Here is a 16,787-nt window from a genome sequence, read left to right as displayed (position 1 = left end):
TGCCCTCCGCGCGGCGCTCCGCCGTCCGGGGCGCGCCTAAAGCGCCTCGATGGCCGGATAGAACTCGCGATTCTCGCGCAGCATGCGATCGTGCACATTCTTCAGCACGGTATTGGCCTCGGCGCGAAAACCCTCGGGATTGCGCGTCAGCATCGTGGCATTGGCCCAGCGGCGGGCGAAATTGATGAAGGCATTGGCGATGCCTTTCATGTCGTTCTGGTAATCCGCGCTCATGCGCGCCATACGCTCATTGCCACTTTGCTCCAGCGAGGGATACAGGATGCGGTCTTCGATCGCCAGGTGTTGAATCACCACCTGAGCGAGCGTTTTCAGTTCATGGGCGATATCCACCGCATGATCCGAGACCCCTTGATGGGACAACCGGCGCAGCAAACTGATGCCGCTGAGGATTTCGACGTGCTGGTGTTTGAAACGATCGATATTCATGAAGAGATTCCCTCGCCATTGTGGTTCGGCAGTTTGTGCCGCATAAGATGTATTTTAAATAAATCTTATAAGCGACGCAAGGCGGCCGCAGGCCCGCGGGCCCGCCCTACAGCAGATGTTCGTAGTCGTCGGAGTCGGCGTCGGGTTCCCAGGAATGGCTGGACAGCCAGGCCCGGATGCGCGCCACGGCCTGGGACCGCAACTGGGACACCCGGCCTTCCGTGACCTCCAGGACGGCGGCAATTTCCTTTTGGTTCAAATCCTGCTCGAACTGCAGCGACAGCAGCAGTTGCTCGCGCTCCGGCAGATTGCGGATCGCCTCGATCAACGCGGCGCGCAGGCCTTCGCGCATCAACCAGTCCAGGGGGCTGCCGGCCGCCCCTCCCACCGAGGCATCCAGCGCGCCCTCGCCATCGTGATCTTCCCGATGCTGCGCCAAGTCTTCGTACATCAGCACCTGAACGCCGCGCGCTTCTTCGAGCAGCGTCTGGTATTGCGCCAGGCTCAGGCCCATTTCCTCGGCGATTTCAGTCTCGGTTGCCGGACGCAGCAGGCGATGACGCAAGACCTGGATGGCCTCCTCGATGCTGCGCGCCTTGGCGCGTACGCTGCGTGGCAGCCAATCCTGGCTGCGCAGCTCATCGAGCATGGCGCCGCGGATCCGCGTGACCGCGTAGGTCTCGAACTGGGCATCGGCCTGCTGCTGGTAGCGCCTCACCGCGTCGAGAAGCCCCATCATGCCGGCCTGCATGAGGTCATCGAGTTCGACGCTGGCCGGCAGCCTGCCGATCAACGCCAGAGCCTGCCGGCGCACCAGCGGCGCGTGGCGAGCGATCAACTGGTCCTCGGAAAGAGGCATCGCACAATCCGTGAAACACGTCATAAAATGCAAGTATGCCCTAGGAATGCCGCGGATGTTTTTCCAAGGTACGCGGCTTTTCCCCGTGATTTCCCGCTCGACCCCCCCTCGGGGATGCGGCGGCCCGCCCTTCCAGAGAAAGAATCCTAAAGTTTTTCCGAATTCCGCCGTTATGCCTGAGTGAAAAACCAGGTTGCGTCCGATCCGGGAGTCAAACCCCGGGCGCTTCCTGGCCAGAACAAGCCATCCGGACAGGAGCACGCATGATTCATCCCATTGGAAACCAACTGGCATCCTCAAGCCTGGGTCTGGCGGCTCCCGTATCCGAACGCCCGGCCGCCCAGCCAGAGCCGGCCGTCCAGGTCACGCCCGCCGACGACGCCCAATCGGGCCGCTTCAAGAAGCAGGCCGATGCGCGCGAACTCGGCGGGCAGCAGATCATCGAGCCGCCCAAGTCTTCCCTGGAAAAAGCGCTTGAGTCGGTCAACAACAGCCTCAAGGCCTGGTCCACCGGCATGCGCTTCGAGATGGACGAGGACGCCCAACGGCTGGTCGTCTCGATCGTCGACAGCGAAACCGGCGACGTCTTGCGCACGATCCCGTCCGAAGCCGTCCTGCGGGTCGCAAAAATGATCGTCCAGCTTCAAGGCTCCGGGGTGGATACCCAGGCCTGACCCTCTGAACAGAAACGAAATTCAACCCTATGAATCGCCTTTGCCGCCGCAGAAACGGGGCATAATTGGCTGAACGGAGAACCACATCATGGCATCAATTTCTTCTCTTGGTCTGTCCGGCCTGCCCCTCACGGACTTGCTCGACAAGCTGCGCAATAACGAAAGCCAGGTCCTGAACACCATCAAGAGCAGGCAGACGGCGGCGGAAACCAAACTGTCCGCCTACAGCAAACTGAAGTCCTCCGTCGAGGCCTTCCAGAAGGCCGCCCAGGCCGTCGGCAAAGCGGACGCCTTCGGCGCAATCGCCGTGAAGTCCGGTTCGGATGCTTTTTCCGCGACCGCCGACAGCTCGGCCATTCCGGGCCAGTATTCCATCCAGGTCGACAAACTCGCCTCGGCCCAGACCCTGGTCTATGCCGGGCAGGCCGACCGCACGACCGACATCGGCACCGGCGGCACCCTGAAGATCACCGTCAACGGCACCGAACACTCTCTCGACCTGACGGACAAAGGCACGTCCCTGAACGACCTGGTGTCCGCCATCAATGCCGATCCCGACATCGGCGTCAACGCCACCATCGTCAACGACGGCACGCCCGGCAGCCAGTACCGCCTGTTGCTCACCAGCCGCGAAACCGGCACGCAAAATGCTGTCACCAACATCACGGTCGACGGCAATGCCGAACTGGATGCCTTCCTGGGCTACGCCGGGGGCGGCTCCACGGCGGGTGTCACCGTCCAGGATGCCTCCGATGCCGAGCTCACCATCAATGGCATCGCCGTCACCAGCCAGAGCAACACGATCGAAAATGTGATCGACGGCGTCAAACTGACGTTGAACCAGACCACCACCAGCGCCGCCAGCCTGAGCCTCACCCGCGACGACAGCGTCGCCAAAAAAGCCGTCGAGGATTTCGTCAAGGCGTACAACAGTCTGCTGGACACGGTCGGGACACTGACAAAATACACTGTCGGCGCCGACAACCCATCCAGCCCCCTGACGGGCGACTCGCTTGCCCGTTCTGTGCAGACCCGTATGCGCGACGCCTTGTCAGGCGCCATCGATTCCGTCAATGGCACCACGCTGTCCAAAATCGGCATCACGACCGACCCCAAGACCGGCAAGCTGAACATCGACGACACCAAACTCACCAAGGCGCTGTCCGAAGACCTCGAGAATGTGAAATCCCTGTTCACAGGCACCACCGGTGTCGGTGCCCGCGTGGATCAGACCGCAGAAACCTTCACCCGTTCCGGCGGCCTGTTCAGCACCGCCACTGACGGACTGAACAAGACCATCTCCGACATCAAAAAGCAATACGACGCGACCGCCGACCGCATCGATCAGCGCATGGAAACCTATCGCGCCCAGTTCACCCAACTGGATAGCATGGTCAGCCAGATGAACTCGCTCAGCAGCTATCTGTCGCAACAGCTCAGCGCGCTCAGCAGCAAGAGCAGCAAATAACCCGCCATGACTTACGCACCCCGCTCCCGCACCGCCCGCGCCACCGGCTCCTATGCCAACATCGGGCTCGAGACCGAAGTGCTCGGCGCCTCGCCCGAGCGCCTGATCTCCTTGCTGTTCCGGGGTGCGCTCACCGCCATCGCCCAGGCACGACATCACCTTCAAAACGGCAATATCGCGGAACGCGGCAAGGCACTGTCCAAAGCCATCGACATCGTGGATTCCGGCCTGAAGGCGGGCGTGGACACCGAACGCGGCGGCGAGGTCGCCCGCCTGCTGATCGCTTCCTACGAACTCATCATCCGCGACCTGATGCAGGCCAACCTGCACAGCGACGAAGCCAAGCTCGATACGGCCGAAAAAATGCTGATCGACCTGGCCGGCGCCTGGCATACGGCCGTCGATCCGCAATTCAGCGATCCGCCCCCCAGCCACTGACCGGAATTCAGTCCCTTGAGCACGTCGCACGCCACCATCCTCGAGCATTACCGGGAAATCGCCGACCTGTCGGGCCAGATGCTGATCAAGGCCGAAGCACAGGAATGGGATGAACTGGTGGCGCTTGGCGCCCGCTATCAACTGGCGGTCGAACGGCTGAAGGCGCTCGACCCGCTCGACGATGACCAGAAAAATGCCCGGCGAGAACTGCTCACGCGCATTCTCGACGACGACGCCCGGATCCGCCAGTTGATTGCACCGGAGCTCGAACGCCTGAGCCATCTGCTGGGCACATTCAAGCGCCAGCGCACCGTCCTGCAAGCCTATTTCAGTACGGTCCGCCCCCACTAGGGCGGCTCCGGAAACCTCGCCGCCATGAGTATCGGTGCCCCCTCCAACCTCGGCACGCTGCTGATCCAGCGCCTGGATGCCGTGCTGGGCACCACACTGGGCCAACAGGCCAATCTCGTCTCCGGCGCCGGCCCTCAGGCCGTACCCCAGCCGGCGAACCCCGAGAATCCCACCGCGCTGCAGAATCAGGCCCAGCGCCATCCCCGCGAAGCGGTCGACCAGGCCAACCAGCAAGGCCGCCAGCAGGCCGCCGTAGGCAAGGCCGTGCGCGACATGCGGCTGGACAATCTGCTGGGCAGGGGCACGACCTTCCATGGCACCACCCAATCCGCTCCGACCACGCTCGGCTACGCCGCCCGCATCATTCTCGCCCTGCTGAACCAGTTTCCCCAGGATGGCCAAGCGGTGCGCGGGCAATCGCCCCTATTGTCCAACGCCGCCGGCGGCCGGGCTGCGACCGGCGGCAATCTGGCCGGGCTGCCGGGCGGCGCACCAGGCGGCGCGGGCGCCCCGGCGGCCGGCGCTTCGTCCGCCCAGACGGGCGGAGTCGCCCAGACCTGGGCCCAGCTCGCCACATCGCTCGGTCAGCCGGGCGCCCTGGCCGCGCGCTTCGCCCAGGCCTTGTCGCATTCCGTGCAGACCAGCGGCCTGTTCTACGAAGCCCACCTCGCGCAACTGGCCGCAGGCAAGGCCAAACCGCACGACCTGCGGCAGGAGCCGCAGGGGCGCATCCCCGCCCGGCCCGCCCTTCCCGGAAGCGCCGCCCAGAATCTCTCTCAAAACATCCAGCAGGCCCTGAACGCCCAGCAGTCCCTGCCCCCTCCCGGCGGCGCACCGGCGGGAAGCGCCGGCGCGGATGCCGCCCAGGCTCAAGCGGCAACAGGCCAGGCCCATGCCGCGCCTGCGCCAGGCATCGACCCCCAGGCCCAACTGCTGGTCCGCCAGCAACTCGAAGTCCTGGCCAACCAGGCCTTTCTCTGGCAAGGCGAGGCCTGGCCGGGCGCCGACATGGAATGGGAAATCCACCGTCGGGCCCAGGACGACGATGAAGCGCGCGATTTCGAAGGCGATCATTGGGCCACCCGCCTGACCCTGCACCTGCCCACCCTGGGCGAGGTCCAGGCGCGCTTGAGCCTGTCGGGCGATCAACTGGTCATGCGGCTGACGGCGCCCGAATCGGCCGAACGGCTGGGGCAGTCCATCGAACCGTTGCGCGCCCGGCTGCTGGCCCAGGGCCTGCAGGCCAGCCAACTTTCCGTCCAGGCCCGGGACAGCGACCCGGATGCCTCTTTGCCGGATGCACGGGACCATGAAATCTCCGCCTCCTGATCCCAACCGCCCCAGCGCAGTCGCCGTCACCTACGACCCGGCGGACTCCGCCCCCCGGGTCGTGGCCAAAGGTTACGGCACGCTGGCGGAAACCATTGTGCGCACGGCGCGCGAGCACAACCTGTACGTCCATGAATCCCCCGAGCTGGTCGGCTTGCTGATGCAGGTGGACCTGGATGCCCACATCCCTCCCCGGCTCTATGTCGCCATCGCCGAGCTGCTGGCCTGGCTGTACGCTCTGGATACCGAGGGAGACGTGGTGCGGCGGGAGCCCGCCCCCGCCGTCCGCACGGCCGCCGATCCCGGCTCGATCCCGCCGGCCGAAAGCGTCCGGCCACCGGACGCCTGAGCCTTTTTTGCCACCTCAATGAAAAAGAGCCCTGATGATTCAGGGCTCCTCGCGCCGCAGCAAGCGGCTGACCGGCTCTTCGGGCAACCCTCGGGCGCCCGGCGTTCGGATCAAATGGCCATATTGGCGATTTCCTTGTAGGCATCCACCAGGCGGTTGCGAACCTGCACCGTGGCCTGGAACGCCAGGCCGGCTTTTTGCAGATCGATCATCACGTTACTGAGAGAGATATCGGGATCGCCCATTTCGAAGGCCTTGGCCTGGGCATTGGCGGCATTCTGCGCATCGGACACGCGATTCAGGGAGCGGGCCAGCTCGGCCGCGAACCCGCTGCGATTTTCGGTGGAGACGGCCGGCTGCGCCGACAGCCCCTGGGATTCGCGCGCCACGGCGCGCATCTGGGCCAGCAGGTTTTCGACGCTGGCGAGGGCCTGGGAAGTCATCATAAGGCGGCTCTGAATGGAAGACGGAAACACCGGCTGCCCGTGACACGGCGAGCCGACGATGTACTATACGGCCGGCCTGCCGCCGACAAGCGCCGCAATAGCGGGGATAAGAGCGGGCACTTCCCCGGTTTGCCCGATGAACGCGGATCCGAGGGGCGGATCATCCTAACTAAGCCCCAAAAACGGGGTTTTTCAGGGCTTGCCGGAATGCCAATCGCCGCCATAATGGCCGCCAATATCCCATTATTCTGCCGTAACAGCATGCACATCATCCAGACCATCGGTTTCTGGCCCGGGCGCGCCCTGGCGGCCCTTTCCGCATCTTCCATCCGATGAATCCCATTACCGACTGGATGAACCGCAACCCAGCCCTGGCGCGGTTGGCGGCCCTGCCCCGGCCGGTGTTGCTGGGCCTGGGCGCCGCGATCCTGGCCCTGCTCGTCGTTGCCGCCCTGTGGATGCGCGAACCCGAATACCGCGCGCTGTTCTCCAACGTGGAAGCGCGTGACGGCGGCGCCATCGTCTCCGTCCTCAACCAGCGCAACGTTCCCTACAAATTCGCGGACAACGGCGCCACCATCCTGGTGCCCGCCGATCAGGTCTACACGCTGCGCCTGCAACTGGCCGAGCAGGGCCTGCCGCGCGGCGGCAGCGTCGGCTTCGAACTGCTGGACGAACCGAAATTCGGCGCCAGCCAGTTCTCCGAGCAAATCACCTACCAACGCGCCCTCGAAGGCGAGCTTGCCCGCTCGATCGAGGCCATGCAGCCCGTCAAGTCCGCCCGCGTACACCTCGCCATCCCACGCCAGTCCCTGTTCGTGCGCGACCGGGAAGCCCCCACCGCCTCGGTGCTCCTGACGCTCTATCCGTCCCGCAGCCTCAGCGAGGCGCAGGTCTCGGCCATCGCCTGGCTGGTGTCCTCCAGCGTGCCCAAGCTCAACGCCGAGTCGGTCTCCATCGTCGACCAGGATGGCCGCCTGCTGTCCTCTCCGGGCGGCGAGGCCGGCATGGACAGCAACCGGCGCAATTTCATCAACGACATCGAACAGCGCACGGCCCAGCGCATCCTGACCCTGCTCAACCCCATCGTCGGGCCGGGCAATGTACGCGCCCAGGTCAGCGCCACCGTGGATTTCTCCCAACGCGAACAGACCTCCGAGGTCTACCGCCCCAACGAAACGCCCGGCACGGCCGCCATCCGCAGCAAGCAGACCAGCGATTCGGCGCAAAACGGCCTGCAACCCCCCGCCGGCGTGCCCGGCGCGCTGTCCAACGAACCCCCGGCCAATGCGACCGCGCCGATCCAGACGGCGCCTGCCGCGCCGCCCGGCCAGGGCGCGCCCGGCACGGCGGCGCCAGCCGGCGGCCCCGCGGCGATCAACGGCATTTCCGCCGCCGGCACGGCCCGCACGGGATCCATGCGCAACGACGCCACGATCAATTACGAAGTCGACCGCACCATCAGCCACGTCAAGCACGAACTGGGCTCGCTGCAGCGGCTGTCCGTGGCCGTGGTCGTCAACTATCGCGACAAAGACGGCGAACCGACCCCGCTGGAACCCGACGAGATCGACAATATCAACGCGCTGGTCAAGCAGGCCATGGGTTACTCGGCCGACCGCGGCGATACGCTCAGCGTGGTCAACAGCGCCTTCACCGACCAGGAACCCCGCTTCAAGCCCTGGGAAAATCCGGAATACCGCGGCTTCGCGCTGCAGATCCTGAAGGTGCTCCTGGTCCTGGCCGTGCTGTTCTTCCTCTGGCGTTCGGTCGTGCGGCCGATCGTCCAGGGCTTTGCCAACGCCCAGGTCGAGCGCGCCAAGAACGAGGCCCACCTGGAAACCATGCGCGAACAGCGCCGCCAGGAAGAGCTGCGCGCCTCGGAAATGAACCGCTACGAGGAAAACCTGGACACCGCCCGCAGCCTGGCCGAGCGCGATCCGCGCGCCGTCGCCATGGTGCTGCGTTCATGGATGGATCCCAAGAATGCCAAATCCTGACAACGACCTGACCCGCTGCGCCATCCTGATGATGTCCCTGGGCGAGGACGCGGCAGCCGAAGTCTTCAAATACCTGTCTTCGCGCGAAGTCCAGCAGATCGGCTCGGCCATGGCCAACCTCAAGCAAGTCACACGGGCCGACGTCGACCAGGTTCTTGAAGACTTCCGCCGCGAGGCAGATCAATTCATGGCCGTGACCCTGGGTTCGGACGACTACATCCGCTCGGTCCTGACCAAGGCGCTGGGCACCGACCGCGCCGCCGGCCTGATCGAAGATATCCTCGAAGCCGGCGAAGGGACGGGCTCGGGCATCGACGCCCTGAACTGGCTGGAACCTGTCAACGTGGCCGAACTGATCGCCGACGAACATCCGCAGATCATCGCCACCATCCTGGTTCACCTGGAACGCGACCGCGCTTCGGCCATTCTGGCGCTGCTCAACGAGCGCATCCGCAACGACGTGATGATGCGCATCGCCACCTTCGGCGGCGTGCAGCCGTCCGCATTGCACGAACTCACCGAGGTGCTCAACGAAGTCCTGTCGGGCCAGGGCGCCAAGCGCTCGAAGATGGGCGGGGTGCGCACTGCGGCCGAAATCCTGAACTTCATGAACACGGCCGAAGAAGAAGCCGTGGTCAGCAGCCTGCGCGAGATCGACGCCGACCTGGCGCAGCGCATCATCGACGAGATGTTCGTGTTCGACAACCTGGTCGACGTCGAGGATGCCGCCATCCAGCTCATCCTCAAGGAAATCGACACCGCTTCGCTGACCATCGCCCTGAAGGGCGCCAGCGAAGAGCTCTGCGCCAAGTTCTTCAAGAACATGTCCAACCGCGCGGCTGAAATCCTGCGCGACGACCTCGAAGCCCAGGGGCCGGTGCGCATGTCGCGCGTCGAGACCGAACAGAAGGCCATCCTGATGGTGGCGCGCAAGCTCGCCGACGCCGGCCAGATCAACTTGTCGATGGGCAACGACGAATATGTCTGACAAATCCGGGCCTTCCATCGATCTGGCGACGCGAGCCCGCTGGCAGCGCTGGGAAATGGAATCCCTGGAAGCGCTCAGGCCGTCTCCCGGCCGCCGCGCCAGCGACCGCGATCCCCGCTATCAAGCCGAACTCCAGCGGCGGCGCGCCCAGGCGCTGGCCGAAGGGCGCGAAGAAGGTTTCGCCCAGGGCCGCACGGAAGGCTTCGCCCAGGGCCACGGCGAGGGGCTTTCCCAAGGTTTGGCCGAAGGCCGGGAGCAAGGCCATGCCCAAGGCCTGGAACAGGGCCGGGCCGAGGGCCACGCCCAGGGTTTTGCCCAGGGCCTCGACGAAGGCGCCGCCCTGGCCCGCGAACAGGCCGCCCGGCTGGATGCCCTCGTCCAGGCCAGCGCCGGTGCGCTCGAGCGGATCGAACAGGAAGTGGGCCAGTCCGTCATCCAGTTGGCCATCCGCATTGCCGAACAAGTCTTGCGCACCCACATCCGCGACTACCCCAACCATATCCTGGACCTGGTCCGCGAAGTCATGCAGGCCCGCCCCGAGCAAGGCGCCGCGCTGCAACTGCGGCTGCATCCCGACGACCTCGAACTGGTGCAGGCTTTTCTGCAGCAGACTCCGGAGCCGGCCCGCTACCGCCTGAGCGGCGACGCAGGCATTGCCCGCGGGGGCTGCATTGCGGAAACCGCCCTCGGCTCGGTGGACGCCACGCTGGAAACCCGCTGGCGGCGCATCATCGCCGCGCTGGGCCAGCCGGACGACCGGCCATGACCCCGGACGAGACCGCGACACGCTCTCCGGGCGCGCGCTGGCGGGCTCAACTGGCCTCGTGTGAACAACGGGTCGCGGCCCGCCAACCGCTCAGCCGACAGGGGCGCGTCACCCGCGCCACCGGCCTGGTCCTCGAAGCCACCGGTCTGCAACTGCCCGTGGGCGCCGCCTGCAAGGTTCAGATATCGCCCGATCAGGACCGCTGGGCCGACGCCGAGGTCGTGGGCTTCCATGCCGACACTCTCTACCTGATGCCGCAAAGCGACATCTCCGGCCTGCCGCCGGGCGCCCGCATCGTGCCTGCCGAAACCTTGCTGCTGGATCCGGTTCCGCTGCCCGAGGACCCCGACGCCCAGGCCGACACGCAGGCTTCCATCGTGACGGATCAGGTGCGGCATCTGCCGGTCGGCGACGCCTTGCTGGGCCGCGTCCTGGACGGCGCCGGCCGGCCGCTGGACGGCAAGCCCTTGCCGCCCGACCTGGGCATGGCGCCCCTGACGGCCCTGCAGATCAATCCTCTCACGCGCGCCCCCGTGGACACGGTGCTCGACGTGGGCGTGCGCGCCATCAACGGCTTGCTCACCGTCGGCCGCGGCCAGCGCATGGGCCTGTTCGCCGGCTCGGGGGTCGGCAAGAGCGTGCTGCTGGGCATGATGGCCCGCTACACCCAGGCCGACGTGATCGTGGTCGGGCTGATCGGCGAGCGGGGCCGCGAGGTCAAGGAGTTCATCGAACTGAACCTGGGTGCCGACGGCCTGGCCCGGTCCGTAGTCGTGGCGGCCCCGGCCGACGTCTCGCCGCTGCTGCGCCTGCAGGGCGCCGTCTATGCCACCCGGCTGGCGGAGTTCTTCCGCGACCAGGGCAAGCATGTGCTGCTCATCATGGATTCCCTGACGCGCTATGCGATGGCCCAGCGCGAGATCGCCCTGGCCATCGGCGAACCGCCGGCCACCAAGGGCTATCCGCCGTCCGTGTTCGCCAAGCTGCCGACCCTGGTCGAGCGCGCAGGCAACGGCGCTCCCCAGGGCGACCGACCGGCGGGGTCCATCACCGCGTTCTACACCGTGCTGACGGAAGGCGATGATCAACAGGACCCGATCGCCGACTCGGCGCGCGCCATCCTGGACGGGCATATCGTGCTGTCGCGCAGCCTGGCTGAATCCGGCCATTACCCGGCCATCGACATCGAGGCATCGATCTCCCGGGTCATGTCCGCCATCGTGCCCGACAGCCAATTCCGCCACGTGCATCAGTTCAAGCGCATGATGTCCCGATACCAGCGCAACCGCGACCTGATCGCCGTGGGCGCCTATACTGCGGGAAACGACCCGGAAATCGACCAGGCCATCGAACGCCACCCCTGGCTGGAGAGCTACCTGCAACAGGGCATCGACGTGCGGGTGGACTACTCCACTGCCGTGGCGGCGCTGGCCGGCGTACTGGGCCAGGAGACCGGCCATGAGCCCTGAGACACCACTGGACGTACTGATCGACCTCACCCAGGACAAGCTCGACGAAGCCGGGCGCAATCTGGCGGAGCTGAGCACCCGGCGCCGCGAGGCTCAAGGCCAGTTGAACACCCTGGACGACTACCGCGCCGACTACACGCGCAGGCTTCAGAACACCACGGAGCAAGGCGTAACGGCCTCGAATTACCATAACTTTAGGCAGTTTATTGCCACATTGGACGAGGCCATTTCCCAGCAAAATATGATCATCGCCCAGATCGACGTGCGCCTCGAGGCCGGACGCAAGCAGTGGCACGATGAAAAGCGCCGCCTGAACTCCTACGAAACCCTCAAGGCGCGCCAGGTCCGCCAGTTGCAGTACCGCGAGCAACGCCGCGAGCAACGCGCCAGCGACGAGTTCTCGGCCGGCTTATACCGACGCACCCGACAGCCGCATTGAATCCGCACACGCCATGAACATGCCCGTCCTTCCTGTCACCAGTTCCAGTCCGCCGCCCGCCGCCGACGCTTCGGCGCGCGGCGCGGACGCTGCCGCCTCGACGGACGCCCCGGCCTTCTCGAACGTACTGTCCCGGCAACGGGAGGGCGCCGCTCACCCGCCCGAAACCCAGTCCGCCGAAACCCGTCGCCCGGCGGGCAAGGCCGGCGAGCGCGCCCCTACGGATCCTGCCGGCCAGCATGATCCGCTCGGTCCGGATGAAACCCTGTCGCTGATCCTGGACAGCGCCGCCCTGCCCCTGATGCAGGCCGCCGCGGCCACCCTTGAAAATCGTACCGCCGACGCCGGCGCGACCACCCGCCCGGCGGGTGCCGCCGAGGCGCATGCCCTGCGCATGCCGGCCGACATCAGGGCCGAACCGGCCACCGATACCCGCGGCGGCGCCCGCGATGGCCGGCAGGCCGATCCGGCCGCGGACGCTGGCAGCCGCCTGCGCGCACCCGGCATCGAAGCAGCCGCCCTCCTGCCCGCCGCACGCGCGCGCGCAGCGGCGGACGAACCGGCGCCGGCCCCCATCCGGGACGCCAGCCGTGCCCGCATCGCGGCAACGCAGCCCCACATCCAGCCGGCCAATCAGGCATTCGACGCGCAGGCCGCAGGCCGCCAGGCTGCCGACCCCGCGGTCCAGGTTTCCTTCTCCGCCTCAGGCGCCGATGCAACCCAGCTCGCGGCACCGAACGTCGCTCAGGCCTCGGCCGCCGCGCCGGCCGCCGCCTCACTGTTGCCGGCCGGAACGCCCGCACCGGCTGCCGCGCCCGTCGTCGCCGTGCCTACCCCGCTGTCCAACCCCCAGTGGCCCCAGGATTTCAGCCGTCAGGTCCTCCAACTGACCCAAAGCCTCGCCGGTGCGGGCCACACCGTGCAGATGCATGTCAATCCGCCGGAACTCGGGCCGATCCACATCACCCTGCACGTCGGCGACTCCATCACCCAGGCTTCATTCGTCTCGCCGCATGCCAGCGTGCGCCAGGCCCTGGAAAACGCGCTTCCCCATCTGGAACAGCAACTGGCCCAGGCGGGCCTGTCGCTGGGCCAGGCGGATGTCGGCGACCAGCAGCCCGGCCAGCAGGCCCAGGGCCAGGGGTCTTCCGCCCGCAACGGCGAATCCACCTTCAGCCTGGACGGCCAGCTTGGCGATGCCGCTTCCCTGCCGACCGCCTCCCCAACCCCCAGGACCATCGCACGTCCCGACGCCCTGGTGGATACTTTTGCGTAAACTCTTTCGTTTTCCTGGGCAGGACCCGCATGACAATGCTTCATTTTGCCCTTCAGTCATCGTGACGCATTAACCCGGAACCATGCTCAGGCTACTCAAATTCATCCTCCTGCTCGTCATCATCATCGGCGCCACGGTCGGCGCCACGATGTGGTTCACCAGCCGGGACAGCGCTCCCGCGGCGGCTGCAGCGCCCGGGCAGGTGTCCCAGGCGCCCGTCCAGGCGCCCGTCGTTCCCGCGCCGATCTTCGCCGAACTCGATCCCTTCACGGTCACGCTGTACGGCGAACTGCGCAACCGGATTCTCTATACGGCGATCACGCTGCGCCTGGGCGACGAGGCTTCCCGCAAGCAGGTCACGGACTACATGCCTGAAGTCCGCGACCGCATCCTCAAAGTTCTTTCGGCGCAGCAACTGCCGGTCATCCAAACGCCCGAGGGCCGTCAGGCACTGGGCGACAGCCTGAAAACCGCGCTGACCCGTCCCTTCGTGACACAACTGCCCGGCCCGCAGGTCGTCGACGTACTCTTCACAGCTTTCGTGGTGCAGTAATGGTCTACCAGAGCATGCTCTCCCAGGACGAAGTCGATGCGCTGATCGCAGGCGTCACCGGCGAGGAGTCCTCGGGCCAGCAGGCCCCGGCCGAAGCCCAGGACGGCGTCCGCTCCTACGACCTCGGGTCGCCCGACCGCGTCGTGCGGCACCGGATGCAGACCCTGGAGCTGATCAACGAACGCTTCGCCCGGCGGCTGCGCTCGATGTTTTTCGGCTTCATGCGCCGCAATGCCGACATCACCGTCAATGCGATCAAAATCCAGAAATACTCGGATTTCGAACGCAATCTGCCCGTGCCCAGCAATCTGAACATGGTGGCGCTCAAGCCCCTGCGCGGCACGGGCCTGTTCACCTACGATCCGAATCTGGTCTTCCTGGTGATCGACAGCCTGTTCGGCGGCCACGGGCGCTACAACACCCGCATCGAAGGCCGCGATTTCACCAATACCGAGCAGCGCATCATCCGCCGCCTGATGGGCCTGACACTGGACTGCTACCGCGAGTCCTGGGAATCCGTCTACCCGCTGGAGCTCGAATACCTGCGCTCCGAGATGCACACCAAATTCGCCAGCATCAGCACGGGCAACGACATCGTGGTGGTGGCTTCCTTCAACATCGAACTCGGCGCCTCCGGGGGCAAGCTCAACATCTGCCTGCCCTATTCCATGCTCGAGCCCATCCGCGACCTGCTGACGCGGCCGCTCCAGCAGGCCGCATCCGACGCGATCGATCAGCGCTGGACTCAACAGCTCTCGCGTGAAGTCCGCAGCGCCGAGGTCGAACTCGCGGTGGAATTCGCCCGGGTCGACACCTCCATCGCCGAACTCCTGCATCTTGCCGTCGGCGACGTGCTGCCGGTGGACATCCGTCCCACCGTCACGGCCCGCGTGGGCGGCGTCCCCGTACTGGAATGCGGCTACGGCACTTTCAACGGCCGCTATGCCCTGCGCGTGCGCAAGGTTCTCGCCTCGCCCGACGACTCCGACAAACTGCTAGCCCGCACGAAAAAATGAGCGACATCAAAGACGACACCCAGGACCCGAATCTGCCGGGCCAAGCATCCGACGGCTCCGTGGAAGACGACTGGGCCGCCGCCATGGCCGAACAGCAATCCGCACACGACCAGCCCACCCAGGCCAGCGGCCTGGGCGCGGAGGACGACTGGGCCGCCGCCCTGGCCGAGCAGACTGCCGCCACCTCAACGCCGGCGGCCCAGCCTGCCGCGGCCCAGGTGTTCCAGCCCTTGTCCGGCCAGTCCGCCGATGGCGAAAGCGATATCGACATGATCATGGACATCCCCGTCCAGCTCTCGGTCGAACTGGGCCGCACGCGCCTGACGATCAAGAACATCCTGCAGTTGGGACAGGGTTCGGTCGTCGAACTCGACGGCCTGGCCGGCGAGCCCATGGACATCTACGTCAACGGCTATCTGATCGCCCAGGGCGAGGTCGTGGTCGTGGATGAAAAATACGGCATCCGCGTCACCGATATCATCACGCCATCGGACCGTATCGCGCGGCTGAACAACCGCCGCTGATCCGCCATGGACCAGGACCAGATCCTGCGCGTCGTCCTCGCCCTGCTGTTCATCCTGGGCCTGCTGCTGATGCTGGCCTGGGTGGCCCGCCGCGGCGGCTGGCTGCCGGGACGGGCCCAGTCCGCACGCCTGCGCGTGCTCGGCACGCTCAGCCTCGGGGCGCGCAGTTCGATCGCACTGGTTCAAGTCGAAAACACCCGCCTGGTACTGGGCGTGACCGCCCAGCAGATCACCTTGCTGCATACCCTGCCTGATAGCCCCGGTGCGGGCGATGCCGCATCCGGGGACTTTGCCGAGACGCTCGGCAAAACCCTTTCGGGATCCTGATGCGCCGCCCGACCCCGCACGCCGCGCGACGATCGGCGCCCTGGCTGCTGGCCGGCCTGGCGCTGATCCTGGCCTGGCCCGCCAGCACGCTGGCGCAAGCCACCCTGCCCGCACTGACCGCCACCCCCGGCCCCAACGGTTCGGAAACCTGGTCGCTCAGCATCCAGACACTGGTCATGCTGACCATGCTGTCGTTCCTGCCCGCGGCGCTTTTGATGATGACGGGCTTTACCCGCATCATCATCGTGCTGGGCCTGTTGCGCAACGCGTTGGGCACGGGCGTCTCGCCGCCCAATTCGATCCTGGTGGGCCTGGCGCTGTTCCTGACCTTTTTCACGATGTCGCCGGTCTTCGACCAGATCTACGACCAGGCCTACCAGCCGCTGTCGCGCGACGAAATCACTTTCGAGCAAGCGCTTGACCGGGGCAGCCAGCCGCTCAAGACCTTCATGCTGCGCCAGACCCGGGAATCGGACCTGGCCCTGTTCGCCGACATGGCGGGCATCGGCCCGCTGGAAGACCAGACGGCCGTGCCCCTGCGCATCCTGGTGCCCGCCTTCGTGACGAGCGAGCTCAAGACAGCCTTCCAGATCGGGTTCACGATCTTCATTCCTTTTCTGATCATCGACCTGGTGGTGGCCAGCCTGCTGATGGCACTGGGGATGATGATGGTGCCGCCGGTGACGATTTCGTTGCCGTTCAAGCTGATGCTGTTCGTGCTGGCCGATGGCTGGCACCTGCTGCTGGGCTCGCTGGCCCGCAGCTTCTATCAATAAGGAGGCCCGCATGACTCCAGAAGCCGTCATGTCCATGACCTACCAGGCGCTGCGCGTGGCCCTGATCATGGCGGGCCCGCTGTTGCTGACGACGCTGGCCGTGGGCCTGATCATCAGCATCTTCCAGGCGGCCACCCAGATCAATGAAATGACGCTGTCATTCATTCCCAAGCTGCTGGCCGTGGGCGCGACGCTGGTGCTGCTCGGCCCCCTGCTGATCAGCACCATGGTGGACTACATCCGCACCTTGCTCGACTCCATCCCGGGCCTGGCCGCGTAGGGCCCGGCCGCG

The 16,787-nt window shown here is 66.1% G+C and carries 21 protein-coding genes; 18 read left to right on the top strand and 3 right to left on the bottom strand.

Annotation, left to right across the window (positions count from 1 at the left end; all coding sequences use genetic code 11):
* Positions 1 to 36 precede the first annotated feature (36 nt).
* Both ABRZ00_RS10840 and ABRZ00_RS10835 read right to left on the bottom strand, forming a co-directional pair.
* The gene (locus ABRZ00_RS10840) at positions 37 to 447 is read right to left on the bottom strand and encodes a hemerythrin domain-containing protein (protein ID WP_343839162.1); all 411 of its coding nucleotides are present in this window, start codon (positions 445 to 447) and stop codon (positions 37 to 39) included.
* Positions 448 to 553: 106 nt separating this feature from the next.
* Positions 554 to 1,306: an RNA polymerase sigma factor FliA gene (locus ABRZ00_RS10835; protein WP_368639252.1), complete on the bottom strand. Its 753-nt coding sequence runs from the start codon at positions 1,304 to 1,306 to the stop codon at positions 554 to 556.
* Between the two features lie 263 nt (positions 1,307 to 1,569).
* Here ABRZ00_RS10835 and ABRZ00_RS10830 point away from each other — a divergent pair, with 263 nt between their 5' ends.
* The 6 genes from ABRZ00_RS10830 (at position 1,570) to ABRZ00_RS10805 (ending at position 5,915) form a co-directional block, all read left to right on the top strand.
* Positions 1,570 to 1,980, top strand: coding sequence for a flagellar protein FlaG (locus ABRZ00_RS10830; RefSeq protein WP_343839158.1), 411 nt, complete (start codon positions 1,570 to 1,572; stop codon positions 1,978 to 1,980).
* Between the two features lie 88 nt (positions 1,981 to 2,068).
* Positions 2,069 to 3,448 (top strand): flagellar filament capping protein FliD, encoded by a 1,380-nt coding sequence (gene fliD, locus ABRZ00_RS10825; RefSeq protein WP_368642022.1) that lies wholly within the window; start codon positions 2,069 to 2,071, stop codon positions 3,446 to 3,448.
* Positions 3,449 to 3,454: 6 nt separating this feature from the next.
* The gene (fliS, locus tag ABRZ00_RS10820; protein ID WP_343839154.1) at positions 3,455 to 3,886 is read left to right on the top strand and encodes a flagellar export chaperone FliS; all 432 of its coding nucleotides are present in this window, start codon (positions 3,455 to 3,457) and stop codon (positions 3,884 to 3,886) included.
* 15 nt (positions 3,887 to 3,901) lie between these two features.
* Positions 3,902 to 4,237 (top strand): flagellar protein FliT, encoded by a 336-nt coding sequence (locus ABRZ00_RS10815; RefSeq protein WP_343839152.1) that lies wholly within the window; start codon positions 3,902 to 3,904, stop codon positions 4,235 to 4,237.
* Between the two features lie 24 nt (positions 4,238 to 4,261).
* Positions 4,262 to 5,566 (top strand): flagellar hook-length control protein FliK, encoded by a 1,305-nt coding sequence (locus ABRZ00_RS10810; protein WP_343839150.1) that lies wholly within the window; start codon positions 4,262 to 4,264, stop codon positions 5,564 to 5,566.
* Entirely contained in the window at positions 5,547 to 5,915 is a 369-nt protein-coding gene (locus ABRZ00_RS10805; protein WP_343839148.1) for an EscU/YscU/HrcU family type III secretion system export apparatus switch protein, read from the top strand. The genes ABRZ00_RS10810 and ABRZ00_RS10805 overlap by 20 nt, the downstream gene beginning before the upstream one ends.
* A gap of 110 nt (positions 5,916 to 6,025) precedes the next feature.
* Here ABRZ00_RS10805 and fliE read toward each other — a convergent pair whose 3' ends face one another.
* Positions 6,026 to 6,358: a flagellar hook-basal body complex protein FliE gene (gene fliE, locus ABRZ00_RS10800; RefSeq protein WP_343839522.1), complete on the bottom strand. Its 333-nt coding sequence runs from the start codon at positions 6,356 to 6,358 to the stop codon at positions 6,026 to 6,028.
* Between the two features lie 335 nt (positions 6,359 to 6,693).
* Between fliE and fliF the strand changes: the two genes are divergently transcribed.
* The 12 genes from fliF (at position 6,694) to fliQ (ending at position 16,775) form a co-directional block, all read left to right on the top strand.
* Positions 6,694 to 8,361 carry a flagellar basal-body MS-ring/collar protein FliF gene (gene fliF / locus ABRZ00_RS10795; RefSeq protein WP_368647695.1) on the top strand — a complete coding sequence of 556 codons (1,668 nt, stop codon included), beginning with the start codon at positions 6,694 to 6,696 and terminating at the stop codon, positions 8,359 to 8,361.
* Positions 8,348 to 9,349 carry a flagellar motor switch protein FliG gene (gene fliG / locus ABRZ00_RS10790; protein WP_343839144.1) on the top strand — a complete coding sequence of 334 codons (1,002 nt, stop codon included), beginning with the start codon at positions 8,348 to 8,350 and terminating at the stop codon, positions 9,347 to 9,349. The genes fliF and fliG overlap by 14 nt, the downstream gene beginning before the upstream one ends.
* Positions 9,342 to 10,115 (top strand): flagellar assembly protein FliH, encoded by a 774-nt coding sequence (locus tag ABRZ00_RS10785; protein ID WP_368642023.1) that lies wholly within the window; start codon positions 9,342 to 9,344, stop codon positions 10,113 to 10,115. Before fliG ends, ABRZ00_RS10785 begins: the two co-directional genes overlap by 8 nt.
* Positions 10,112 to 11,584, top strand: a complete 1,473-nt coding sequence (gene fliI, locus ABRZ00_RS10780) for a flagellar protein export ATPase FliI (RefSeq protein ID WP_368642024.1) — start codon at positions 10,112 to 10,114, stop codon at positions 11,582 to 11,584. Before ABRZ00_RS10785 ends, fliI begins: the two co-directional genes overlap by 4 nt.
* The gene (gene fliJ / locus ABRZ00_RS10775) at positions 11,574 to 12,023 is read left to right on the top strand and encodes a flagellar export protein FliJ (RefSeq protein ID WP_368642025.1); all 450 of its coding nucleotides are present in this window, start codon (positions 11,574 to 11,576) and stop codon (positions 12,021 to 12,023) included. The genes fliI and fliJ overlap by 11 nt, the downstream gene beginning before the upstream one ends.
* Before the next feature lie 19 nt (positions 12,024 to 12,042).
* Entirely contained in the window at positions 12,043 to 13,299 is a 1,257-nt protein-coding gene (locus ABRZ00_RS10770; protein WP_368642026.1) for a flagellar hook-length control protein FliK, read from the top strand.
* Positions 13,300 to 13,381: 82 nt separating this feature from the next.
* On the top strand, positions 13,382 to 13,852 hold the full coding sequence (locus ABRZ00_RS10765) for a flagellar basal body-associated FliL family protein (protein WP_368642027.1): 471 nt from the start codon (positions 13,382 to 13,384) through the stop codon (positions 13,850 to 13,852).
* Complete coding sequence (gene fliM / locus ABRZ00_RS10760) at positions 13,852 to 14,868, top strand: flagellar motor switch protein FliM (RefSeq protein ID WP_343839132.1); 1,017 nt, start codon at positions 13,852 to 13,854, stop codon at positions 14,866 to 14,868. Before ABRZ00_RS10765 ends, fliM begins: the two co-directional genes overlap by 1 nt.
* A gap of 83 nt (positions 14,869 to 14,951) precedes the next feature.
* Positions 14,952 to 15,392 (top strand): flagellar motor switch protein FliN, encoded by a 441-nt coding sequence (gene fliN, locus ABRZ00_RS10755; protein WP_343839520.1) that lies wholly within the window; start codon positions 14,952 to 14,954, stop codon positions 15,390 to 15,392.
* A gap of 6 nt (positions 15,393 to 15,398) precedes the next feature.
* Positions 15,399 to 15,719, top strand: coding sequence for a flagellar biosynthetic protein FliO (gene fliO / locus ABRZ00_RS10750; protein ID WP_343839130.1), 321 nt, complete (start codon positions 15,399 to 15,401; stop codon positions 15,717 to 15,719).
* On the top strand, positions 15,719 to 16,495 hold the full coding sequence (gene fliP / locus ABRZ00_RS10745) for a flagellar type III secretion system pore protein FliP (protein ID WP_343839128.1): 777 nt from the start codon (positions 15,719 to 15,721) through the stop codon (positions 16,493 to 16,495). Before fliO ends, fliP begins: the two co-directional genes overlap by 1 nt.
* A gap of 10 nt (positions 16,496 to 16,505) precedes the next feature.
* Entirely contained in the window at positions 16,506 to 16,775 is a 270-nt protein-coding gene (gene fliQ / locus ABRZ00_RS10740) for a flagellar biosynthesis protein FliQ (protein ID WP_343839126.1), read from the top strand.
* Positions 16,776 to 16,787 lie beyond the last annotated feature (12 nt).

Source organism: Castellaniella ginsengisoli (assembly GCF_040955415.1).
GTDB lineage: Bacteria > Pseudomonadota > Gammaproteobacteria > Burkholderiales > Burkholderiaceae_B > Castellaniella > Castellaniella ginsengisoli.
Note: the sequence above shows the minus strand (reverse complement) of the source record. Positions and strands in the feature narration are given on the sequence as shown.

Excerpts from the sequence above, each read along its gene's own strand:
- ABRZ00_RS10840 (WP_343839162.1), bottom strand. The coding sequence starts at position 447 with ATGAATATCGATCGTTTCAAACACCAGCACGTCGAAATCCTCAGCGGC.
- ABRZ00_RS10835 (WP_368639252.1), bottom strand. The coding sequence starts at position 1,306 with ATGCCTCTTTCCGAGGACCAGTTGATCGCTCGCCACGCGCCGCTGGTG.
- ABRZ00_RS10830 (WP_343839158.1), top strand. The coding sequence starts at position 1,570 with ATGATTCATCCCATTGGAAACCAACTGGCATCCTCAAGCCTGGGTCTG.
- fliD (WP_368642022.1), top strand. The coding sequence starts at position 2,069 with ATGGCATCAATTTCTTCTCTTGGTCTGTCCGGCCTGCCCCTCACGGAC.
- fliS (WP_343839154.1), top strand. The coding sequence starts at position 3,455 with ATGACTTACGCACCCCGCTCCCGCACCGCCCGCGCCACCGGCTCCTAT.
- ABRZ00_RS10810 (WP_343839150.1), top strand. The coding sequence starts at position 4,262 with ATGAGTATCGGTGCCCCCTCCAACCTCGGCACGCTGCTGATCCAGCGC.
- ABRZ00_RS10805 (WP_343839148.1), top strand. The coding sequence starts at position 5,547 with ATGAAATCTCCGCCTCCTGATCCCAACCGCCCCAGCGCAGTCGCCGTC.
- fliE (WP_343839522.1), bottom strand. The coding sequence starts at position 6,358 with ATGACTTCCCAGGCCCTCGCCAGCGTCGAAAACCTGCTGGCCCAGATG.
- fliF (WP_368647695.1), top strand. The coding sequence starts at position 6,694 with ATGAATCCCATTACCGACTGGATGAACCGCAACCCAGCCCTGGCGCGG.
- fliG (WP_343839144.1), top strand. The coding sequence starts at position 8,348 with ATGCCAAATCCTGACAACGACCTGACCCGCTGCGCCATCCTGATGATG.
- ABRZ00_RS10785 (WP_368642023.1), top strand. The coding sequence starts at position 9,342 with ATGTCTGACAAATCCGGGCCTTCCATCGATCTGGCGACGCGAGCCCGC.
- fliI (WP_368642024.1), top strand. The coding sequence starts at position 10,112 with ATGACCCCGGACGAGACCGCGACACGCTCTCCGGGCGCGCGCTGGCGG.
- fliJ (WP_368642025.1), top strand. The coding sequence starts at position 11,574 with ATGAGCCCTGAGACACCACTGGACGTACTGATCGACCTCACCCAGGAC.
- ABRZ00_RS10770 (WP_368642026.1), top strand. The coding sequence starts at position 12,043 with ATGCCCGTCCTTCCTGTCACCAGTTCCAGTCCGCCGCCCGCCGCCGAC.
- ABRZ00_RS10765 (WP_368642027.1), top strand. The coding sequence starts at position 13,382 with ATGCTCAGGCTACTCAAATTCATCCTCCTGCTCGTCATCATCATCGGC.
- fliM (WP_343839132.1), top strand. The coding sequence starts at position 13,852 with ATGGTCTACCAGAGCATGCTCTCCCAGGACGAAGTCGATGCGCTGATC.
- fliN (WP_343839520.1), top strand. The coding sequence starts at position 14,952 with ATGGCCGAACAGCAATCCGCACACGACCAGCCCACCCAGGCCAGCGGC.
- fliO (WP_343839130.1), top strand. The coding sequence starts at position 15,399 with ATGGACCAGGACCAGATCCTGCGCGTCGTCCTCGCCCTGCTGTTCATC.
- fliP (WP_343839128.1), top strand. The coding sequence starts at position 15,719 with ATGCGCCGCCCGACCCCGCACGCCGCGCGACGATCGGCGCCCTGGCTG.
- fliQ (WP_343839126.1), top strand. The coding sequence starts at position 16,506 with ATGACTCCAGAAGCCGTCATGTCCATGACCTACCAGGCGCTGCGCGTG.